This window comes from Acinetobacter sp. ESL0695 (assembly GCF_029392135.1).
Taxonomy (GTDB): domain Bacteria; phylum Pseudomonadota; class Gammaproteobacteria; order Pseudomonadales; family Moraxellaceae; genus Acinetobacter; species Acinetobacter pollinis.
The window spans coordinates 599,259-619,097 of the sequence record NZ_CP113932.1; the positions used below are offsets into that span (position 1 = coordinate 599,259).

Genomic DNA, 19,839 nt, shown 5'->3' on the forward strand with positions numbered 1-19,839 from the left:
TTCTCAATTGTAAATATTTTACATAAAGTTACTCAAAGCATTCTATTCATCTCTCGGATAGTTTTTTTAAGATCATTTTGTAAATGATTATCAATCAATAATAGAGTATTGCATGTGTGATTCGTCTGAAAACAAACTAAAACCTAAATACTTAAACTGTTGTGTTACAGCTATAATGATAAGTATTTCTTTATCAACATATGCACAAAGTACAGAGCAATCTTTATCTCTTCCTGTTATTACAGTATATGCAGCACAAGAACAAAAGGTTCCAGAATCAATTACAACCATTGATCATGATAACTTAATACGAATGGGTATCACTGATATGGCAAGTATAGTGAAGTATCAACCTTTAGTGAGTGCACCTAAAGCCGTGAATGGCTCTGGAAATGCATGGGATGGGGCGGGTACAAGTGGCTATAATATTCGTGGTGTAGAGGGTAATCGGGTTGGTTTAGATGTGGATGGCGTAGAGTTAGCAAGTGCAACGCCTGAGCCAGATAGTTTAAAAGGAAATAGTTTTAGTTCGGGTCGAGACTTTATTGATCCAGAGTTATTTAATCAGGTTGTTATTCGATCTGGAACCGTAGACTCAAAAAGTGAGGGGATTGGTGGACGAGTCGAATTTAAAACAAAAACTCCAGAAGATTATTTAAAGAAGGGGCAACATCTGGCAGGAGAGGTGAAAGGTGGATATAGCTCTGCTGATGATGCGTGGTTCAGTTCCATTACTACAGCCGTAGGAAGTGATCGATTTAAAGGGCTGGTAGTATATTCTCATAGAGATGGCCATGCAACTCAAAGCGAAGGTAAGCTCCGTCCAAATCCTGTAGATTGGTCTTCTGATGCAATTTTAGCGAAGTTGTTATGGAATATAAATGAGAGACATTCATTAGGTACAACGTTCGATTTTTATAAAAAGGATACACATAGGTATATTAGTACAGACTTACTTAGTAGTTTATACCCAAGGGGTGCATCACAAGAGGTTGATGGCCAACGTATTCGTTATAGTTTAGATGATCTATATACGCCAGAAAATTTGAGTCTATTCGATCAATTAAAATCTACAATCTATTATCAAGCAACTAAAAATAATAATAAAACTTATATGTTCTATGCTGGGAAAACAGGGCAAGGCTATCGAACAATTTTAAATGATTATACAGAAGATAATTTAGGGTTAAATTTAAATGCTCAAAAAGCTTTAAACATTCATCGGTTAGAGTACGGACTCACCTTAAATCAGATAAACAGTAATCGCCCATGGCAACAATATAATCCCGATGGTAGTGTGACCACCCAAAACCGCATGGTAAAGTCTACAACCAATAAATACGCTTTTTATATTTCCGATGCGATGACATGGAGTGTATTTGGTAAACCTTTCGGGGTTACGCCAGGATTAAGGTATCAATTTGAAGCATTTAAACCAGAAAATACGAGTGAAGTTTTAACCTCTACAGCGAAACAAATGCAAGTTTCGTCCAAAGATAATCATTATTTGGCACCGAGTATAGCCATTAGCTATCAGCTTTCACCCAACTATTATAGTTATTTAAAATACAATAGAGGAAATCGCATTCCTACAGCTGCAGAAATGTCAGGAAGCTTTGATCCCGGTCGTGGTTATTCAATTATAGGGAATAGCCAGTTAAAAAAAGAAGAAAGTGATGCATTTGAAGTAGGATTAAAAACGACACCTCTTGAAGGAATAAAACTAGATCTCACTGGGTTTTATACTCAGTATCATAATTTTATTGACTACAAACAGCTTAGTACTGCTATTTCTGGCGATACAATGATGACGTATCAACTTCAGAATATTGCTAGTGCAAATATTTGGGGTGGAGAAGTTTCTGCACATATCGATTTATCTAAATTTATTTCTTCTTCAGAAGGATTTAGTCTTTCACTTGTTGCAGGGACGACGAAAGGTTCAGCTAAAAATAGTAATGGTCAAAAAACGGGCATTAATTCTATTCAACCGAAGAAAGCTAGTCTGACGCTTGGATATGATGATCCAAAACAACAATATGGTTTAGGCTTTACAAGTACAGCAGTAGCTTCAAAAAGAGCTTCTCAGGATGCAAGTATCGTTAGCTCTGGTACGACTTATCCACGTGTTGCAGGTTATGTTGTACATGATCTATCAGCATATTGGAAACCTACATCTTTTATAACAGTAAATCTTTCTTTAAATAATATCTTCGATAAAAAGTATTGGGATTATGCAACGGTAGGTACTTTGACCAGTGCAAATTTAATTGATAGAGCAACACTACCAGGAAGAAATGTTGTTGCAAGTTTGGCATTTAAATTTTAATTAAATATATGAGCTCTATTATGAAGAAATATTTTTTTCTTACTCTATTGTGTGCAAGTTCAGTACAAGTATTTGCAGTACAGCCTTCCAATATAATTCCAGAAGTTTTTACAGCAGGTATTCAAGAGCCTTCAGAAGTAACGGCGAATCGCTGGGTAAAAATGTTTGCAGAAAATAATACAAATACTGTTTCTAAGAAACAATTTGTTCGTAAGTTTACAGACCAATATCTAAACTTATTCAAAGAAAACAAATCTATAAATAAGCAACAATTTATAGATTATGAATTGTTTAAGCTGGATGAAATGATGCAAAAATATCGTGAGATGTCTATAAAACAAGCTCATGTTCGCTTCCATGTTCTAGATCAGAATAAAGATGAAATACTAACGCTAAAAGAATTTCAGGAGATTGGTTTAAAAACTTTTGAGGGATTTGATAAAAATCATGATGGTATAGTGAATCAGAAAGACATAGCATTGGACGAAAATAAAAATAGACTCCATGGAGGTGCTAATTTTAAAACTCCAGTGTCTATGCCTATGGCTACAGACGTATCAGGTTTTATCCAACAATATGGAGAGGGTAAAGAATACGTTACATTGGCTATGTATTTATCTGAAAGAGAAGACCAGTATAGACATGTAAACCAAAAGCATGATTGGCAGGTTTCTGAAGATGAATATGTAAATGAATTTATACAGCGATATGATGAAAATGCTAACCACGCACGCGATCGTATGAAAAAATTCTACGAATTAAGATTTGAAGCTATTGCGAATGGTCACGCTAAGATACGTATTCAAGATATTGAGCATTTCTCTCAAACCCTATTTACCTATTGGGATAGTGAGAAAATGGGTGAAATACAAACAAAACCTTAAGCTTGTGCCATTTAATTTCTATCTTTGTTTGTTTGGTGAACATTTGGTGCAATAGGGTGTTGACGTAAAACGAATAAATATAGATAATGCACACACAAAATATGGCTATGTAGCTCAGTTGGTTAGAGCACAGCACTCATAATGCTGGGGTCACAGGTTCAAGTCCAGTCATAGCCACCATATACTAAAAAATATATATCCATATTCCTCCAGAGATATATATTTAAAAAATCCCCAATATAATATTGGGGATTTTTTTTATGTAATTTTTACTCGTATCTTAAAATAAGTGTAGTGACTTCATGGACATAGTATTCAATAGTATTAATTAAAATTTTATCGTTTTTTTTTGCATTTTCAAAAATAGAATACATTGCCGAGTCTAATATCGTTGAATCTTTAGAATTGATCCAAAGATTATGGATATACCTTTCTTGATTAATCATAATGACATCTTTTACTTGTTCTAAATATAAAGTATGAAAATCTATTTTAGACTTTAAAGTAAGTAGTAGTAACGTTGTCATTAGCATCCTGAACGAAAGAATGGTTGAGTGTATAGTAGCGTGTATAGCTAAGATATTCATTTTCTATATTATTAATTTTGTTAGTAAAAAAAAATATTTGTAAGCTATAGCGTACAAAGATAAAATGTTTGTGTGAAAATAAAACAATATTTAAAAAAGTAGAATTAAACTAACAGGAAAGTTTAGTTTTAAACTAAATAATGGAAGTACTTGCTAAGAAAATTTATCTATAGTGGTGCAGAAGTTACTTATTTATATTGATAAGACGAGGTGACATAGGGTAGTTACGAAGAAAAAAGCCTAACAGAGAGTTAGGCTTTTATGTGTACTAGATACCAGCTTTCCAACCGTTGACGATTGGATAACGTCTTTCTCGGCCAAATGCTTTTGAGCTAATACGTGGCCCAATGACACCTTGACGGCGTTTGTACTCATTGTTGTCTACAAGCTTGATGACTTTTTCAACAATAGTTTTATCAAAACCACGTGCAATAATGTCGGTTTGGCTTTGATCTTCTTCGATATAGGCATATAAAATACTGTCTAATACATCGTAACTTGGTAATGAATCTTGATCTTTTTGATCTGCGCGTAATTCTGCAGAAGGTGGACGAGTAATCACACGTTCAGGAATAACGGGTTTCTCTGATATACTGTTACGATATTTTGCAAGCTCAAAAACAATAGTTTTATAAACGTCTTTAAGTACTGCAAAACCACCAACCATGTCGCCATAGAGTGTGCAATAACCAACCGCAAGTTCAGATTTATTACCTGTAGACAAAACAAGATTACCAAATTTGTTTGATAGTCCCATGAGTAACGTACCACGTGCACGTGCTTGTAAATTTTCTTCGGTTGCATCTGCTTTTGCATTGCCAAAAAATGGGAAAAGTGTTTGCTGGTAGCTATTCACGATTTGATTAATTTCTGCAATTCCAAAAGCAACGCCTAGATTCTGTGCTTGAGCGGCAGCGTCTTCCACGCTTATTTTTGCAGTGTATGTATAAGGCATCATTACAGCTTGTACTTTATCTGCACCGATGGCATCTACAGCAATTGCCAATGTAAGTGCGGAATCAATACCACCCGAAAGGCCTAATATAACCCCGGGAAATCCTGAGCGCTGTACATAATCACGTGTTGCTAAAACTAAACCTTGATAAATCTCTGCCATTGTTTCAAGAGGTGCATGTTGTTCTGAACTCTCGAAAATTGCACTTTGTGCATTATAGACAGTGTAATACAGTTTTTCTTGATAGATTTCTGCTTGTAATGCAACATCTCCATTTTTATTAATCACAAATCCTGAGCCATCAAAGATGAGATCATCTTGTCCGCCCACTTGATTGTTATAAATAATATTGATGTTTAATTGTTTCGCAACTTCTTGTAGTGTTTTTACACGATGTTGTGGCTTGCCTACTTCATAAGGTGAAGCATTTAATACAAAAACACTATCTACATTCAATTTTGAGAGTTGCTGAACCGTATTTAAATTCCAAATATCTTCACAGATAAGTACACCAAAACGATGTTCACAGTATTCAAATACAAGGTGTTGATTTCCTGCATTAAAATAGCGCTGTTCGTCAAATACACCATAATTAGGTAAGTTTTGTTTATTATATACACCTAAAACTTGACCATCTTTCATCACAGCAGCAGAGTTAAATCTTTGACCATCTTCTGTTTGATGAGCAAAGCCAAAAACGACGATGATGTCTTTGATTTGACTTAATTTTTCAAATGCTTGTTGGGTTCTTTTTTTTAGGCTAGGACGTAGTAATAAGTCTTCTGCTGAATAACCAATCAGACTAAGCTCTGGAAAAATAATGAGGTCAGCATGCTCTTGTTTTGCTTTGCTTATTTGCTCAATCATTTTTTGGGTATTACTTTCAAGATTGCCGACATGTGGAGAAAACTGAGCAAGCGCAATTTTAAAATTTTTCATTTAAACAAAATCCTATTCCTATAGGGGTAACAATGGACTGATTTTTTGGATTTAATTATTCAGCTCATTGTCAGTTACACATTGATATAAGGGAATAATTCGGTAGATGCTACTATATACGAAACTACACGAATATTAAGCTTTAAAAATTAAAAAAATCTGTATTTCTTCAAAAAAAGTTACAGATAACCAATAAGTTTGCACAATTTTTATCTATAGGTGCTTCACCATGTTTACGTCTATTTGGCAAAGGCTAAATCAAATTTTTATTGTACAGCAACGCTCATTAACTTATGGTGAAAAACAATTAATCCAATCTGTTTTTAAGCACCATATTGTTTTAGAGAATGTAGAGATTATTGCACATAAAGCCATTATGAAAAACTATGCAATGAGTCCAAATGGTAAAGTTTATTTTAATCCTGTAAATTGGGTTGACGATTTTTCAACATTAGATATTTACAGGCAGTCTTGGTTTATTCATGAAATGGTTCATGTTTGGCAGTTACAGCAAGGAATAAATGTTGTACTGGGAGCAATGTTTAACAGGCGTTATCATTATCAATTGAAGTGTGATAAGACATTTTGTGAATATGGTATAGAACAACAAGCACAAATGGTGCAAGACTATTTCTTAAAAAAGAAACTTGCCTTGCCATGTACCGACTTAGAAACATGTATCCCATTTTGTGCTTAATGGCGTGAATGTTGATGTGCTATTACATCTGCTAGAACTTGTTTAGCATGGGTTTCTGTATTTACGCTTTGGTAGTGGTAAACAATATTTCCTTGAGGATCAATTAAAAAGGTTTCTCGTTTTGCAACTTTTGTAATACCTAGGTTACGTACAATACCCAATGCGGATGTCAATTTATTCTGATGATCTGCGAGAATAGGAAAGGGTAATCCAAGTTTGTTTGAGAATTTTTCATGTGATGCTAATGAGTCCAAGCTGACACCAAGAACAATTGCATTATTTTTTAAAAATTCTGGATAAAGCTCTTTAAACTGATTTGCTTCCTCTGTACATCCTGGTGAATTATCTTTAGGGTAAAAATATAACACCAGCCATTTACCCGTATATTGCTCGAGTGTATGCCATTTTCCGTATTGGTCTTGTAGTTGGAATCTTGGAGCAGATTTTCCAACCCACTCTTTTGTATCTTCTTTTGAGAAAAGTACGTTATTTGCATAACTTAGATTTATACTAAATACAATAATAATAAAAAGGTAAAAATACTTTAAAAAGGGTGGAGGTTTGAAAAACATTGGCATAGCCTTTTTTTAATAAATATAGAGGCTATTATGAGGTGTTTTTATACAAATTTTAAATATAAGGTTGTAAATTTTATTACAACCTTGAGGCTACTATTTCAAGTAATCTAAACCAATATCTAAATATCGGGCACTATGTGTGAGGTAGCCTAACGCCATAAAATCGACCCCTGTTTCTGCAACATCTTTAGCAGTTTGGGGCGTAATACCACCAGATGCTTCTGTTGCGGCTTTCCCCTTACACATTAAAACTGCTTTTTTAAGTCTATCAGGTGCCATATTATCTAATAATACTAAAGACACACCTTCTTTTAATACTAATTCAAGTTGTTCTAGTGTATCTACTTCAACTTCTACAGGGATGAGGTGTCCTGCATATGCTTTTGCTTTTTGAATTGTCGAAATAATATCCCCATCAGAAAGCGCAATATGATTATCTTTAATTAAAATTGCATCATCTAATCCCATACGATGATTGCGTCCCCCTCCTGTGCGTACAGCATATTTTTGGACGTCTCTTAAACCTGGAATTGTTTTACGTGTACAGGTGAGGCGAGTTGAAGTATGTGCAATAGAGCTTTGAATTTCGTGGGTAGTCGTTGCAATACCACTAAGGTGTGTAAGAAAGTTAAGCGCTGTACGTTCAGCACTTAATATTGCATGTGCATTACCTTCAATAGATGCAATTATTGTATTAGGGGTAAGGGGTGCTCCATCTTCGATGTGTGCAGTGAATCGAATATTAGAATCCATTGTTTTGAAAGTGAGTCTGGCTAAGTCTATGCCACATAAAACACCTGACTCGCGCGCTACAATGTGTAATTGAGCTTCTTTTTGAGCAGAAATTACTGCTGCAGAGGTTACATCGCCACGTCTTCCTAAATCTTCTGTTAAAGCTTTTTCTATCAGTGGTTGCAAAATAACGTCTGGCAATGCGTAATGCATAGTAAATCTCCAATATATGCTCATATAGAGTATATGTTGGAAATTTACAAGGATGCAATCTTTTTAATTATTTGCGATAGGAAGTTTATATCCAGAAAGTAAACTTTCTTGAAGTACATTCTTTTTAAATCGATAAAGCTGTGCAGGACGACCTCGTTCTACGATTGCTTCTTTACCTGTGGCTTCAATTAAGTTTTGATTGTGTATGAAGCGTCGAAAATTTTGTTTATGAAGTTCAACACCAGTGAAAGCTTCTAAACTTTTCTGTAACTGTAACAATGTAAATTCTGATGGCATTAAATCAAAAATAACAGGGCGATATTTCAGCTTTGCACGTAGCCTTGTCATGGCTGTAGCCAGTACACGACGATGATGATTCTGCATGGGTTGACCTGTAATTTCTTTACTTAACTGGTGGTTGAAATAAGGAGATTCAGCAATGAGTCCTGCTTCATACATCAGCTCATAGCGTAAAAGAACATGTTCTTCTTGCCACTCATGTTCATCTAATCCCCAGCATAAATTCAGTCGTTGTGTACGTTGTCTATGTATTTCAGTATTTGAAGATGAATCTATCCAATTTTGTATATTATTGATAATACAATCAATATTATTCGTATGATTTTTCCTCCTTGTATCTTCCCAAGGGAAATAATCATACCAGTCATGCCATTTTGCATCTAATGCGAGCTTTTCTTCATCGGCTTCTTTTACTAGCCCCAAGTAACTGACATATACGACTGGATAGCCAGTAATTTGTGAGCGTTTAACATCTACGAAAGTGTACAATTGTTCCATATAGCCAAGAGGTTGTCTTGTTTGCTGTTGCACCCATGTGCGAGCACCTGCTTGTAACGAGTGGTGAATAGGTGTGAGAGGTCCAAAGGGGAGTAAGTCACCTTCATGAATAGTTAGAACACGTGCTGAAAAATTTGTTACCGCAATTAGTACAGCAACAAGCTCGGTGGTTGTTTCTTGAACCATATATATTTTATGTTCTCTTATATCGCATTATTGGATTTCATTGGGTTTATTGTATTGGAAACACATGACTTCTTAAATACTTCTTAAAAAATTAGAAGAATCTCTAATAATTAAATAAATATATTTATATATTAGTAGTTTAGCTTAATTATACTCGAATTGAGTAAAAAAAGTTTGAATTTATATACTCATTATGAGCATAATTGGTGAAGAAGTAATTTGGATGAATGTAATGAAAAACGCTATTGAGCATTATCCCTATGAAAAGCCATCGTTGGATTTCATGCAAACGTATTTAACTGATGCAAAAGAACAACAAATACAAAATAGTTGTACATTGCAACATGCGTGGGCGAAAGTTCAACAACCGCTCGAACAAGAAAAACAAAGACTTTATATTGAAGAAATTAAACAACTTTTAAAAGAACGCAATGCGGTAATGGTTGCACATTATTACGTCGAACCTGAACTTCAAGATTTGGCCTTAGAAACAGGCGGAATGGTTGGAGATTCGTTAGAGATGGCAAAATTCTGTAAATCTCATCCTGCTGAAACATTACTTGTTGCAGGGGTTCGGTTTATGGGAGAAACCGCTAAAATTTTAAGTCCTCATAAAACCGTCCTCATGCCCGACTTAGACGCGACATGTTCGCTTGATTTAGGCTGTCCTATCAATGAGTTTTCAAAATTCTGTGATGATCACCCTGAGCGTACGGTTGTTGTATATGCAAATACAAGTGCAGAAGTAAAGGCACGTGCAGATTGGATAGTAACCTCTTCTATTGCAATTGAAATCGTAGAATATTTACATGCACAAGGGCAAAAAATTATTTGGGGACCTGATCGTCATTTGGGAAGTTATATCCAAGCACAAACAGGCGCAGATATGTTGTTATGGCAAGGTTCTTGTATTGTTCATAATGAGTTTAAGAGTATTGAGCTTGAACATTTAAAGCAAAAGCATTCAGATGCGCTGGTCTTAGTACATCCTGAATCACCTGCTGAAGTTGTAGCACATGCAGATGTCATTGGTTCGACCAGTAAGTTACTAAAAGCAGTAACGCAATATGACAATCAAACATTTATTGTTGCTACAGATTTGGGCATTTTGCACGAAATGCAGAAACAAGCCCCTCATAAACAGTTTATTGCAGCACCTACGGCAGGTAATGGTGCTACATGTAAATCATGTGCATTTTGTCCATGGATGGCGATGAATGGTTTAGAAGGTTGTTTGAATGCTCTGAAATATCAGCATAACTGTATAGAGCTAGATTCAGATTTAATTATAGAGGCTGAAAAACCAATTTTAAAAATGTTGGATTTTTCTGAAAAATATCAAAAATTTAACCAAGAAAATAAGCACGCTTTAAATCTAGGAGCGCAGTCTTTTACAGTATGGTTAACGGAGCAACAGCATGGTGCAAAGTTTTGAGTATGATGTCGTTATTGTTGGTGCAGGGTTAGCAGGTTTAACAGTCGCGTTGTCTTTGCCGCAAAATATGCGTGTAGCATTATTTTTAAAAGACGATATTCATGTTTGTTCAAGCTATATGGCACAAGGTGGGATTGCTGCCGTTCTTGCTGAAACGGATACGATAGAAAATCATGTAAAAAATACGCTTACAGCAGGTGCAGGGTTATGTCATGTTGAAAATACACAACAGATTTTAGCTCAAGCACCCGAGGCAATTACTTGGTTACAACAGCAAGGCGTTATATTTGACACTGAGCCATCTCATCGCACTAAACAGTTACATTTAACTCAAGAAGGTGGACATGATCATCGTCGCATTGTACATGTAGCAGACTATACAGGAAAATCGATTATTCAAGCATTAATTGAACGATTGAATGCTCAACAACATATTGACTGCTTATTTGGATACGATGTTGAATCTCTGCTGACGCATGGAAAGCATTGTCATGGTCTACGATGTAAATGTGAAGGTGAGCAACGTAATTTCATTGCAAAATATACCGTACTTGCAACTGGAGGAGTGGGACAGCTCTTTGAAAGAACGACAAATCCGGTAACAGCAACAGGAGATGGTCTAGCATTGGCTTGGAATGCTGGATGTCGTGTTGCAAATTTAGAATTTATTCAGTTTCATCCAACTGGACTCGCTTTAGAAAAAGCAGGTGGCTTTCTCATTTCTGAAGCGCTACGCGGAGAAGGTGGAGTCTTACGTAATATAGATGGTCATCGCTTTATGCCAGATTATGATGATCGTGCAGAGCTAGCACCAAGAGATATTGTTGCCCGTTCAATTTTTAAAGAAATGAGTCGTCAAAATCATCAGCCTGTATTTCTAGATATGACTCACTTAGATGCAAAGTTTGTTCAAACACATTTCCCTGCAATTTATGCAAAATGTAATTCTTTAGGATTAGATATTTGTCATGAAATGATTCCAGTGGCACCAACGGTTCATTATAGTTGCGGGGGAGTGTTAACTGATGCTTTTGGACATACTGATATTGAGCACTTATATGCAGTTGGCGAGGTTGCATGTACTGGATTGCATGGAGCGAACCGTTTAGCCAGTAACTCTTTGTTGGAGTGTGTAGTGGTTGGTCGTAATATTGCACAAGATATGGTCGAAAAAATTCAATGGCAATATCCGAAAATAGCACAGTCAAAAATACTAAATCGCTCATATACTGAAGAAAAAACGACACCTGAAAATATTGTATTTTCAAAACAGACATTGCAAGCATGGATGAGTCAATATTTTGGTATTGTGCGTGATCATGCAGGGTTACTTAAGCTACGCATACAACTCAATACTTGGAAGGCGCAATACCCTAATGAGAAATTGATTACCGTTGCTTTGCTGATGGTAGACGGTGCTTTAGAACGTTTAGAAAGCCGAGGTGCACACTTTAATGAGACCTATCCAGTAAGTTTGAATGAAGCCATGTATTCCGTGATTTAATACGAATATAAGTGTTTTATTTTCATCAAACTTTTGTCATTTTTTTGTCAAAAACATCACGTATTGTGTGTTCGACAAAATAGCGACTTTAAGAAAAGAACGTATGAAAACTAAAACACTTCTTTGTAGTATTATGGCATGTATGAGCTTCTCAACTTTTGCTCTTGCAGACACATCTTCCAGCTCTTTTTTACAACCAGATCAAGCACCAGATAGCTTAGCAATTATTCCACCGCCACCTTCATACAATAGTGTCGATTTTTTACGTGACAAAGCTGCTTATGACCAAGCACGAAGTATGATAGGCACTGAACGTTGGAAGCAAGCTGCTGATGATGCAGATTTATCCGATGCGAATATTGGTAAACCGTTTTCTGAAGCCTTTGGCGTAGAAATTTCACCAACCAATACGCCAATTACCTATGACATCTTAAAAAAATTACGTACCGACAGTGGTAGCTATGCAACAAAAGCAGCAAAAGAGCACTACATGCGTTTACGCCCGTTTGTATTCTTTGGTTCACATTCATGTACACCAAATGATGAAGCAGTATTAAGTAAAAATGGATCTTATCCATCGGGTCACACAACTATTGGTTGGTCTAGTGCGTTAATTTTGGCTGAAATTCGTCCTGACCGTCAGAATGAAATTTTAAAACGTGGCTATGAGTTTGGGCAAAGTCGTGTAATCTGTGGTGTACATTGGCAAAGTGATGTAGATGCCGGACGTATTACAGGATCGGCAGAGGTTGCGCGTTTACATGCAGATAAAAACTTTATGAAAACATTAGAAGAAGCAAAACGTGAAATCCAAAAGAAAGTAAAGTAACTAGCGTTTTTATAGAAGAGCCCTTAAAGAATCTATTCTTAGGGGCTTTTTTTTATTTTTGATCGGATTAAACTAGCGATGATCAGGTTTAAAGTGTAATCATTCTGAATGAAAACAGCATTAATCATTAGTGGTTGGGGAGTAACTAAGAATTTACTTAGTCCGTTGGCTAAGCAGTTGGAAACGATAGGATATCAGGCCAGTATAGTCGATATATTCGATCCATTCGACGTAAGTACAATTCAAAGCATTTATGATTTAGCATGTAAATCAGAGGTTTTGATTGGATGGTCGTTGGGAGGGCAACTGGCAACATGGCTTGCATTAGAAATATTGGAAAAAGAGAATATCTGTAAGCCTGTTATTTGTCTTGCTTCTAACCCAAGTTTTGTACGCCGTGAGAACTGGGAACATGCAATGCCAATGAATGATTTTGACTCATTTAGAAATGGCTATAATGCAAATGAGAAAGCCACATTAAAACAATTTTATTTGAATATTTGCCGTGGTGAAGAACAATTAAAACAACATTGGCAGTTTATATTAAAACATGTAGATTCACTATCCACTGATCATTTGAAAATGGGCTTGCAACTACTTGCATCTTTAAATTTAGTCCATAATTTAAAAGATTCTCCGCTTGATATCCATTATATATTTGGTCAGGAAGATACGTTAGTTCCCTACCAAGTTATAGCAGATATTGAAAAAATATCTACTGAATCTGTGATAACGACAATACTACCGAACGTGAGTCATGCATTTCCTATCTTTCATGTAAAAGAAACTTTGCATGCTATTCAAAAATTCTTATCTTCTCTAGCATAATTGTGAAAATTTGAAGTATCTAGCAATAGTTTTTCAAATTAAAAGAAATTAGTATGCCATGATCTTGTAAAAAAAAGGTGCTCGGATGACAGACCAATTTGATAAAACACATTTATGGCATCCATATACATCTATGCTTAACCCTTTACCCACTTTTAAGGTGAAATGTGCTTATGGCTCTACAATAGAGTTAGAAGATGGTCGCACCATGATTGATGGGATGTCTTCTTGGTGGTGTACCATTCATGGTTATAATCATCCAGCATTAAATCAAGCAGTTAAAGACCAATTAGATAAAATGTCGCATGTGATGTTTGGTGGTTTAACACATGAACCTGCGATCGAACTTGGTAAGTTATTACTGCAAATTACACCCCCCACGCTTGATAAAATTTTCTATGCAGATTCTGGCTCTGTATCTGTTGAAGTCGCACTTAAAATGGCTGTTCAATATTGGACAGCGCAAGGGAAGCACCAAAAAACCAATTTTGTCACCACTCGCTCAGGCTATCATGGCGATACATGGAATGCGATGTCGGTATGTGACCCTGTGACAGGGATGCATCAAGTCTTTGGTAGTTGTTTGCCGATTCGATATTTCGTACCTGCACCACAAAGTCCATATGGTGGGGCTTGGATTAAAGAAGATACTCAGGCATTGGCAGATACTTTGGCAACACATCATGAAAATATTGCCGCCATGATTATTGAGCCGATTGTACAAGGTGCTGGAGGTATGCGTTTTTACCACCCTGAATATTTGCGTCAAGCCAAAGCATTATGCGAAAAATATAATGTACTTATGATTTTTGATGAAATTGCTACAGGTTTTGGACGAACAGGAAAAATGTTTGCTTGGGAGCATGCCAGTATCGAGCCTGATATTATGTGTATTGGTAAAGGGCTGACAGGTGGGTATATGACATTTGCTGCAACACTTACAAATACACATGTTGCAGAGATTATCTCCTCAGGTGAGGCAGGTGTATTTATGCATGGGCCTACATTTATGGCAAACCCTTTGGCATGTGCGGTTGCGTTAAAGAGTACTCAACTCCTTGTAAATCAAGATTGGCAAAGTAATATTCAACGTATCGAATCTACTTTACTTCAGCATCTACAGCCGTTAAGTGATCTAGATACTGTTGAAAATGTACGTGTTTTGGGTGCAATTGGCGTTGTTGAAATGAAAAATGCAGTGAACATGGCTGTTTTACAAGATGAGTTTGTCCGCCGTGGTATCTGGGTTCGTCCATTTGGTCGCTTGGTGTATGTGATGCCACCTTACATTATTACGGATGATGAATTGGCATTTTTATTAACGCAACTTGGTGAAGTCATACAGAGTCGGATGAGTATCTAATGTCTATTTTAAAACATTACGAAGAAAAATTAGATATATTAAAATTATCAGGAAATTTTAGACAGTTTACTGCTAATCAGCAAAATGACCATTGGATTACTATTCAAAATAAGACCATGCTGAATCTGTCTTCAAATGATTATTTAGGGCTTGCTTCAAAGAAGCATTTGGCTGAACAGTTTCTAGATGAAAAATCTTACTATTTTAGTTCCTCCTCCTCACGATTACTTACAGGTAATTTTGAAGAATATACATTATGTGAAAAAACACTTTCTGATGCATTTTTAGGAAGATCTGCGCTATTGTTTAATAGTGGCTACCACATGAATATTGGCATTTTACCTGCACTTGCAGACAATCGAACGCTGATTTTGGCAGATAAGTTGGTTCATGCAAGTATTATTGATGGTATACGTTTAAGTCAAAGTAAATACCTCAGGTATAGACATAATGATCTCGAGCATTTATCACAACTGATTGCAAAACATCATGATGATTTAGAGATTGATCGGATTATTGTCGTCACTGAAAGTATTTTTAGTATGGATGGCGATGAAGCAGATTTAATACAGCTTGTAAAACTGAAAAAACAATTTCCAAAAGTAATGTTATATGTAGATGAAGCACATGCCATTGGTGTGCGTGGTCATTCAGGTTTAGGCTGTGCACAGCAGTATCAAGTCATTCCAGAAATAGATTTTTTGGTTGGAACTTTTGGTAAGGCAGTAGCGTCTGTGGGTGGATACTTAATTTGTGAACCAGTTATTCGTAATTATTTAATTAATACAATGCGACCACTTATTTTTAGCACAGCATTACCCCCAATTAATATTGCTTGGACAACTTTCATGTTTAAGCAAATACAAACATTGCAAAAAGAACGCCGTACACTTGCCGAATTAAGCAGCTATTTACAATCAGAGATCATTCAAAAAGGTTATAGTAGTCCATCTACAAGCCATTTGATCCCCATTATTATTGGTGAGAGTGAGGCGGCAGTTACTCAAGCTAAAGTTATGCAAGAACATGGTTTTTATATTATGCCTGTAAGACCGCCGACCGTGCCAAAAAATAGTGCGAGATTGAGAGTATCGTTAACTGCCTCAATACCACAATTTGAAATTGAGCGATTGGTAGACATATTGTGAGTATTTCTAAGCAGCAAGTACAGCAACGATTTTCACGTGCCAAAGACAGTTATACGCAACATGCGACAGCTCAGGATGAGATTTGTGCGCATTTGGCACATTTAATTCAAGCCCATGTCTCTAAAGAAATACCACAAATTTTTGAAGTGGGTTGCGGTTCGGGAATGCTGACACACAGATTGCTTCATAGTTTAAGTGTTGATCGTTATGTGGTAAATGATATTTATCCCGAGATACAAAGCTTCTTTCAAACATTTTCAAATATAGAGTTTTGTGTTGGTGATGCAGAAACAATTGAATTTCCAAAACAAAATCATCTTGTTGTATCTAGTTCAGCATTACAGTGGATGCATGATTTACCTAAAGTATTCCAAAAAATCTATGATGCTTTATTACCTCAAAGTTGGTTTATTTTTTCAATTTTTGGTCCAGATAATTTAAAAGAAATTAAAGCATTAACAGGGCAGGGTTTAGCGTATTTATCTGCGAATCATTTAAAACAACAGTTAAGAAATACTGGTTTTGATGTTTTGCATATGGAAGAAGCCAAAATAATGTTGGATTTTCCAAAGCCTTTATCTGTATTAAAGCATCTTAAGGCCACAGGCGTAACAGCCAATACCACTGGTTTTATTTGGACAAAAAACACTTTAAAACAATTCGATGCCGACTATACCGAGCAATTTAGCTATATTGGCTTAGATCATACAAAATATTATCCATTGACATATCATCCTATTTATATCGTTGCTCGGAGAGTCTAATGCACCATACAGTTTATTTTATTAGTGGTATAGATACCGAAGTTGGGAAAACATATGCAACAGGTTATTTGGCAAAAAAGTATTTAGAAAATGGCCAATGTGTTATTACACAAAAATTAATTCAAACAGGAAATAAAGAATACTCTGAAGATATTTTAAAACATCGAGAAATTATGGGACTTCCCCTTTTTGAAGAAGATCATCAAAAAATCACCATGCCTGAAATTTTTAGTTATCCTGCATCGCCACACTTGTCTGCGAAATTAGATGGTCGTTCGATTGATTTTAAAAAAATAGAAAATGCGACACATGAGTTGGTAAAAAAGTTTGATGTTGTACTTTTAGAAGGAGCAGGTGGTTTAATGGTTCCGCTTACAGATGAATTATTAACCATTGATTATATTAAGAAAAACGAATTTCCAGTCATATTGGTGACTTCTGGTCGTTTGGGCAGTATCAATCATACTTTACTAAGTTTAGAAGCACTACAGCAAAGAAATATAAAGCTACATGCTATTGCATACAACCTAAATGATGAATCTGAAGATCAGACCATTTCGATAGAAACACAACGCTATTTAAAACAATATGTTCAAAAAAACTTTCCAGCTGCATTATGGTTTGATATACCAAAAATTTAAATCATAAAAAAGCCTCATTTCTGAGGCTTTTTATATAAACTAACGTTGTGAATCACGTTTTTTGAAAGAAGGTTTTTTGGTTACATTGAATGGTTTCTTTGGGCGCTCTGATGAGCTTGCCGGTTTGCCATTTGTTGTAGGTGTTTCACCTTCATCTCTACGTTGTTGACGTAAATAGCCACCACGACGTGCAGCCATTGGTTTTTCTGTCATACGGTCGGCACGACGCTTTGCAAGGCCAAATAATCCAGTACCTTGACGTGGTTTCAACTCTACCAATTTTGTTAAAGTGTCGATATCGTGTTTATCGAGTTCCGTCCAACGCCCTGTACGTAGTTCTCTTGGTAAAATGACTGAGCCATAGCGAGTACGTAGTAAACGACTTACTTTTAATTCTTGAGATTCAAAGAGGCGACGTACTTCACGATTACGTCCTTCTTTTACAACTACTTGATACCAACGGTTGATTCCTTCACCACCTAAATCAGAGATAGACTCGAATTTTGCAGGCCCATCCTCAAGCTCTACACCTTTAATTAAGGTCTGGCGCATTTGTGGTGTTAAGTCACCCATAACACGCACAGCATATTCACGCTCAACCTCATTTGAAGGATGCATAAGTCGGTTTGCAAGTTCACCATCATTTGTAAACAACAGTAAACCAGTACTGTTAATGTCTAGACGACCCACCATAACCCAACGGTCATTTGCAATTTGAGGAAGATTATCAAATACAGTAGGTCTTTGTTCTGGATCATTGCGAGAGCAAATTTCACCTTCTGGCTTGTAGTATACGAGCACACGACGACGGATTTCTTCTTCAAGTTGAAATTGTACCTTACGGCCATCAATACGAAGTTCATCACCAAACTCGATACGCTCGCCAACTTGAGCGACCTTACCATTTACACTTACACGGCCAGCAGCAATAACTTCTTCCATGTAACGGCGAGACCCTAAACCAACACGGGCAAGAACTTTTTGTAACTTTTCACTCATAACAGTAAACCTTAGAATTAATCAAGCAACAGTCCACCTATTCACGACTTTGGGGCATTGGCATCCAGTGTCATGAAAGCTTCCTTGGTATCCTGTAGGGGAGGCAGTTGATCTAAAGCAGATAGACCAAAAGCATTTAAAAATTGTGGGGTGGTGACTAACAAAGCTGGTCTTCCTGGAAGTTCACGAAAACCAGATTCTTTAATCCAACCCAAATCAAATAAGTTTCTTAATATTTGACTATTATTTGTTACACCACGTATTTGTTCGATATCTGCACGTGTAACGGGTTGATGGTATGCAACCACAGCAATGGTTTCAAGAAGTGATGAAGACAGCTTTACAGGACGTTCAGGCCAGACCTGTGAAATAATACTACTATATTTTGCGCGAACCTGAAAACGAAATCCTTGTGCTGTTTCAATTAATTCTATGGAACGACCATGCTGCAAAAGTGCCAATTGTTTTAATAAATCTTTGAGTTGCGCTGAAGTGTATTTCTGCTGAAAAGCCTCTTTTAAGCGTGCGATTGATACAGGGGAATCACTTGCAAAGATGATTGCTTCTAATTGCATGAGTGCTTCATGACGTTGTTCATCTTCGCTGATGATATGAGTATGAAGGGTCATGCACGAACTCCCTGAATAGTAAGAGGGCTATCTTCTCCACTTGATACAATATTCAGTTTATTTTGGCGTGTTAATTCTAAGATCGCCATAAATGTAACTACCATGCCTATTTTACCTTGGCGTGGTTCAATGAGTGTATTAAATGTAAAAGATTTTCCTGTACTTAAACAATCTTCAATATAGGCAATACGCTCTTCAAGTTGAACGGGTTCCTTTTCAATTTGATGTGTGACAGGTTCAGGCCGATTAAAAATACACATGAGAGCATGTTTTAATAATTCTGCTTCATAACCTTCATAAGTATGCTCGGAACGCTGTACAGATACATAAGTAGAAAAAGTATCACGATCTAAAATATTCAATTGATTCAGTTGTTCAGCACTATTCTTAATGCGTAAATAGGTTTCTAGTTTTTGAATTAATTGCTGTTTAGGATCTTTTTCTATACTTAATGTTTTAGGTTTAGGTAATAAAAGACGGGATTTTAAGTCTGCTAATAAGGCAGCCATAACCATATAGTCTGCTGTCAATTCTATGTTCATTGACTTCATTGTATGCATGTACGATAAGTATTGTGTTGCAATTGGCGCGATATCAAGTTGCAATAAGTCAAAGCCATTTTTTTGAATGAGATAAATCAGAAAATCGAGCGGGCCTTCGAAATGGTCTAAAAGAATTTCAAAGGCTGAAGGTGGAATATATAGATCTTCAGGAATCGCTTCTTGCCATTCATCCATAACACGGATGTTTTTAGAAGTGTCCATTGAAGTAAAAATGGAAGAGTTCATTCAGTATTAGGCC

Annotated in this window: 18 protein-coding genes, 1 tRNA gene and 1 pseudogene; 12 read left to right on the forward strand and 8 right to left on the reverse strand. The window is 36.2% G+C overall.

Annotation, left to right across the window (positions count from 1 at the left end):
- Positions 1 to 112: 112 nt before the first annotated feature.
- The 3 genes from OZX61_RS02820 to OZX61_RS02830 all read left to right on the forward strand — a co-directional run bounded on the left by OZX61_RS02820 (position 113) and on the right by OZX61_RS02830 (position 3,393).
- Positions 113 to 2,329 (forward strand): TonB-dependent hemoglobin/transferrin/lactoferrin family receptor, encoded by a 2,217-nt coding sequence (locus OZX61_RS02820; RefSeq protein WP_277095250.1) that lies wholly within the window; start codon positions 113 to 115, stop codon positions 2,327 to 2,329.
- Positions 2,330 to 2,349: 20 nt separating this feature from the next.
- Entirely contained in the window at positions 2,350 to 3,213 is an 864-nt protein-coding gene (locus OZX61_RS02825; protein ID WP_277095251.1) for a hypothetical protein, read from the forward strand.
- Positions 3,214 to 3,316: 103 nt separating this feature from the next.
- A tRNA-Met gene (locus tag OZX61_RS02830) sits at positions 3,317 to 3,393 on the forward strand.
- A gap of 89 nt (positions 3,394 to 3,482) precedes the next feature.
- Here OZX61_RS02830 and OZX61_RS02835 read toward each other — a convergent pair.
- Together OZX61_RS02835 and OZX61_RS02840 are read right to left on the reverse strand one after the other, a co-directional pair.
- The gene (locus OZX61_RS02835; RefSeq protein ID WP_195770682.1) at positions 3,483 to 3,740 is read right to left on the reverse strand and encodes a hypothetical protein; all 258 of its coding nucleotides are present in this window, start codon (positions 3,738 to 3,740) and stop codon (positions 3,483 to 3,485) included.
- Positions 3,741 to 4,068: 328 nt separating this feature from the next.
- Positions 4,069 to 5,694 (reverse strand): NAD+ synthase, encoded by a 1,626-nt coding sequence (locus OZX61_RS02840; RefSeq protein WP_277095252.1) that lies wholly within the window; start codon positions 5,692 to 5,694, stop codon positions 4,069 to 4,071.
- Positions 5,695 to 5,923: 229 nt separating this feature from the next.
- On the opposite strand from OZX61_RS02840, the gene OZX61_RS02845 reads away from it, so the two are divergent.
- Entirely contained in the window at positions 5,924 to 6,391 is a 468-nt protein-coding gene (locus OZX61_RS02845; RefSeq protein WP_195770679.1) for a type IV secretion protein Rhs, read from the forward strand.
- Here the strand turns inward: OZX61_RS02845 and OZX61_RS02850 are convergent.
- The 3 genes from OZX61_RS02850 to OZX61_RS02860 all read right to left on the reverse strand — a co-directional run bounded on the left by OZX61_RS02850 (position 6,388) and on the right by OZX61_RS02860 (position 8,898).
- Positions 6,388 to 6,963: a peroxiredoxin gene (locus OZX61_RS02850; protein ID WP_277095253.1), complete on the reverse strand. Its 576-nt coding sequence runs from the start codon at positions 6,961 to 6,963 to the stop codon at positions 6,388 to 6,390. The two genes, OZX61_RS02845 and OZX61_RS02850, sit on opposite strands and share 4 nt — an antisense overlap.
- 99 nt (positions 6,964 to 7,062) lie before the next feature.
- The gene (nadC, locus tag OZX61_RS02855) at positions 7,063 to 7,914 is read right to left on the reverse strand and encodes a carboxylating nicotinate-nucleotide diphosphorylase (protein WP_277095254.1); all 852 of its coding nucleotides are present in this window, start codon (positions 7,912 to 7,914) and stop codon (positions 7,063 to 7,065) included.
- Positions 7,915 to 7,977: 63 nt separating this feature from the next.
- Positions 7,978 to 8,898 (reverse strand): hypothetical protein, encoded by a 921-nt coding sequence (locus OZX61_RS02860; protein ID WP_277095255.1) that lies wholly within the window; start codon positions 8,896 to 8,898, stop codon positions 7,978 to 7,980.
- Between the two features lie 283 nt (positions 8,899 to 9,181).
- Between OZX61_RS02860 and nadA the strand changes: the two genes are divergently transcribed.
- The 8 genes from nadA to bioD all read left to right on the forward strand — a co-directional run bounded on the left by nadA (position 9,182) and on the right by bioD (position 17,410).
- Positions 9,182 to 10,333, forward strand: coding sequence for a quinolinate synthase NadA (gene nadA / locus OZX61_RS02865; protein WP_277095618.1), 1,152 nt, complete (start codon positions 9,182 to 9,184; stop codon positions 10,331 to 10,333).
- Positions 10,317 to 11,837: an L-aspartate oxidase gene (gene nadB / locus OZX61_RS02870; RefSeq protein ID WP_277095256.1), complete on the forward strand. Its 1,521-nt coding sequence runs from the start codon at positions 10,317 to 10,319 to the stop codon at positions 11,835 to 11,837. Before nadA ends, nadB begins: the two co-directional genes overlap by 17 nt.
- Before the next feature lie 103 nt (positions 11,838 to 11,940).
- The gene (locus OZX61_RS02875) at positions 11,941 to 12,666 is read left to right on the forward strand and encodes a phosphatase PAP2 family protein (RefSeq protein ID WP_277095257.1); all 726 of its coding nucleotides are present in this window, start codon (positions 11,941 to 11,943) and stop codon (positions 12,664 to 12,666) included.
- A gap of 108 nt (positions 12,667 to 12,774) precedes the next feature.
- Positions 12,775 to 13,494 carry a hydrolase gene (locus OZX61_RS02880; RefSeq protein WP_277095258.1) on the forward strand — a complete coding sequence of 240 codons (720 nt, stop codon included), beginning with the start codon at positions 12,775 to 12,777 and terminating at the stop codon, positions 13,492 to 13,494.
- An 85-nt stretch (positions 13,495 to 13,579) separates the two neighbouring features.
- Positions 13,580 to 14,857: an adenosylmethionine--8-amino-7-oxononanoate transaminase gene (gene bioA / locus OZX61_RS02885; RefSeq protein WP_277095259.1), complete on the forward strand. Its 1,278-nt coding sequence runs from the start codon at positions 13,580 to 13,582 to the stop codon at positions 14,855 to 14,857.
- On the forward strand, positions 14,857 to 16,005 hold the full coding sequence (locus OZX61_RS02890) for an 8-amino-7-oxononanoate synthase (protein WP_277095260.1): 1,149 nt from the start codon (positions 14,857 to 14,859) through the stop codon (positions 16,003 to 16,005). Before bioA ends, OZX61_RS02890 begins: the two co-directional genes overlap by 1 nt.
- A complete protein-coding gene (gene bioC, locus OZX61_RS02895; RefSeq protein ID WP_277095261.1) occupies positions 16,002 to 16,769 on the forward strand; it encodes a malonyl-ACP O-methyltransferase BioC in 768 nt (255 codons plus the stop codon). The genes OZX61_RS02890 and bioC overlap by 4 nt, the downstream gene beginning before the upstream one ends.
- On the forward strand, positions 16,769 to 17,410 hold the full coding sequence (bioD, locus tag OZX61_RS02900; RefSeq protein WP_277095262.1) for a dethiobiotin synthase: 642 nt from the start codon (positions 16,769 to 16,771) through the stop codon (positions 17,408 to 17,410). Before bioC ends, bioD begins: the two co-directional genes overlap by 1 nt.
- A 150-nt stretch (positions 17,411 to 17,560) precedes the next feature.
- Here the strand turns inward: bioD and rluB are convergent.
- From rluB to OZX61_RS02915, 3 genes and pseudogenes are all read right to left on the reverse strand, one after another.
- Positions 17,561 to 18,409, reverse strand: a pseudogene (gene rluB, locus OZX61_RS02905) (23S rRNA pseudouridine(2605) synthase RluB); the annotation flags it as partial.
- A 41-nt stretch (positions 18,410 to 18,450) separates the two neighbouring features.
- Entirely contained in the window at positions 18,451 to 19,038 is a 588-nt protein-coding gene (gene scpB / locus OZX61_RS02910; RefSeq protein WP_277095263.1) for an SMC-Scp complex subunit ScpB, read from the reverse strand.
- Positions 19,035 to 19,826: a segregation/condensation protein A gene (locus OZX61_RS02915; RefSeq protein WP_277095264.1), complete on the reverse strand. Its 792-nt coding sequence runs from the start codon at positions 19,824 to 19,826 to the stop codon at positions 19,035 to 19,037. The genes scpB and OZX61_RS02915 overlap by 4 nt, the downstream gene beginning before the upstream one ends.
- Positions 19,827 to 19,839 lie beyond the last annotated feature (13 nt).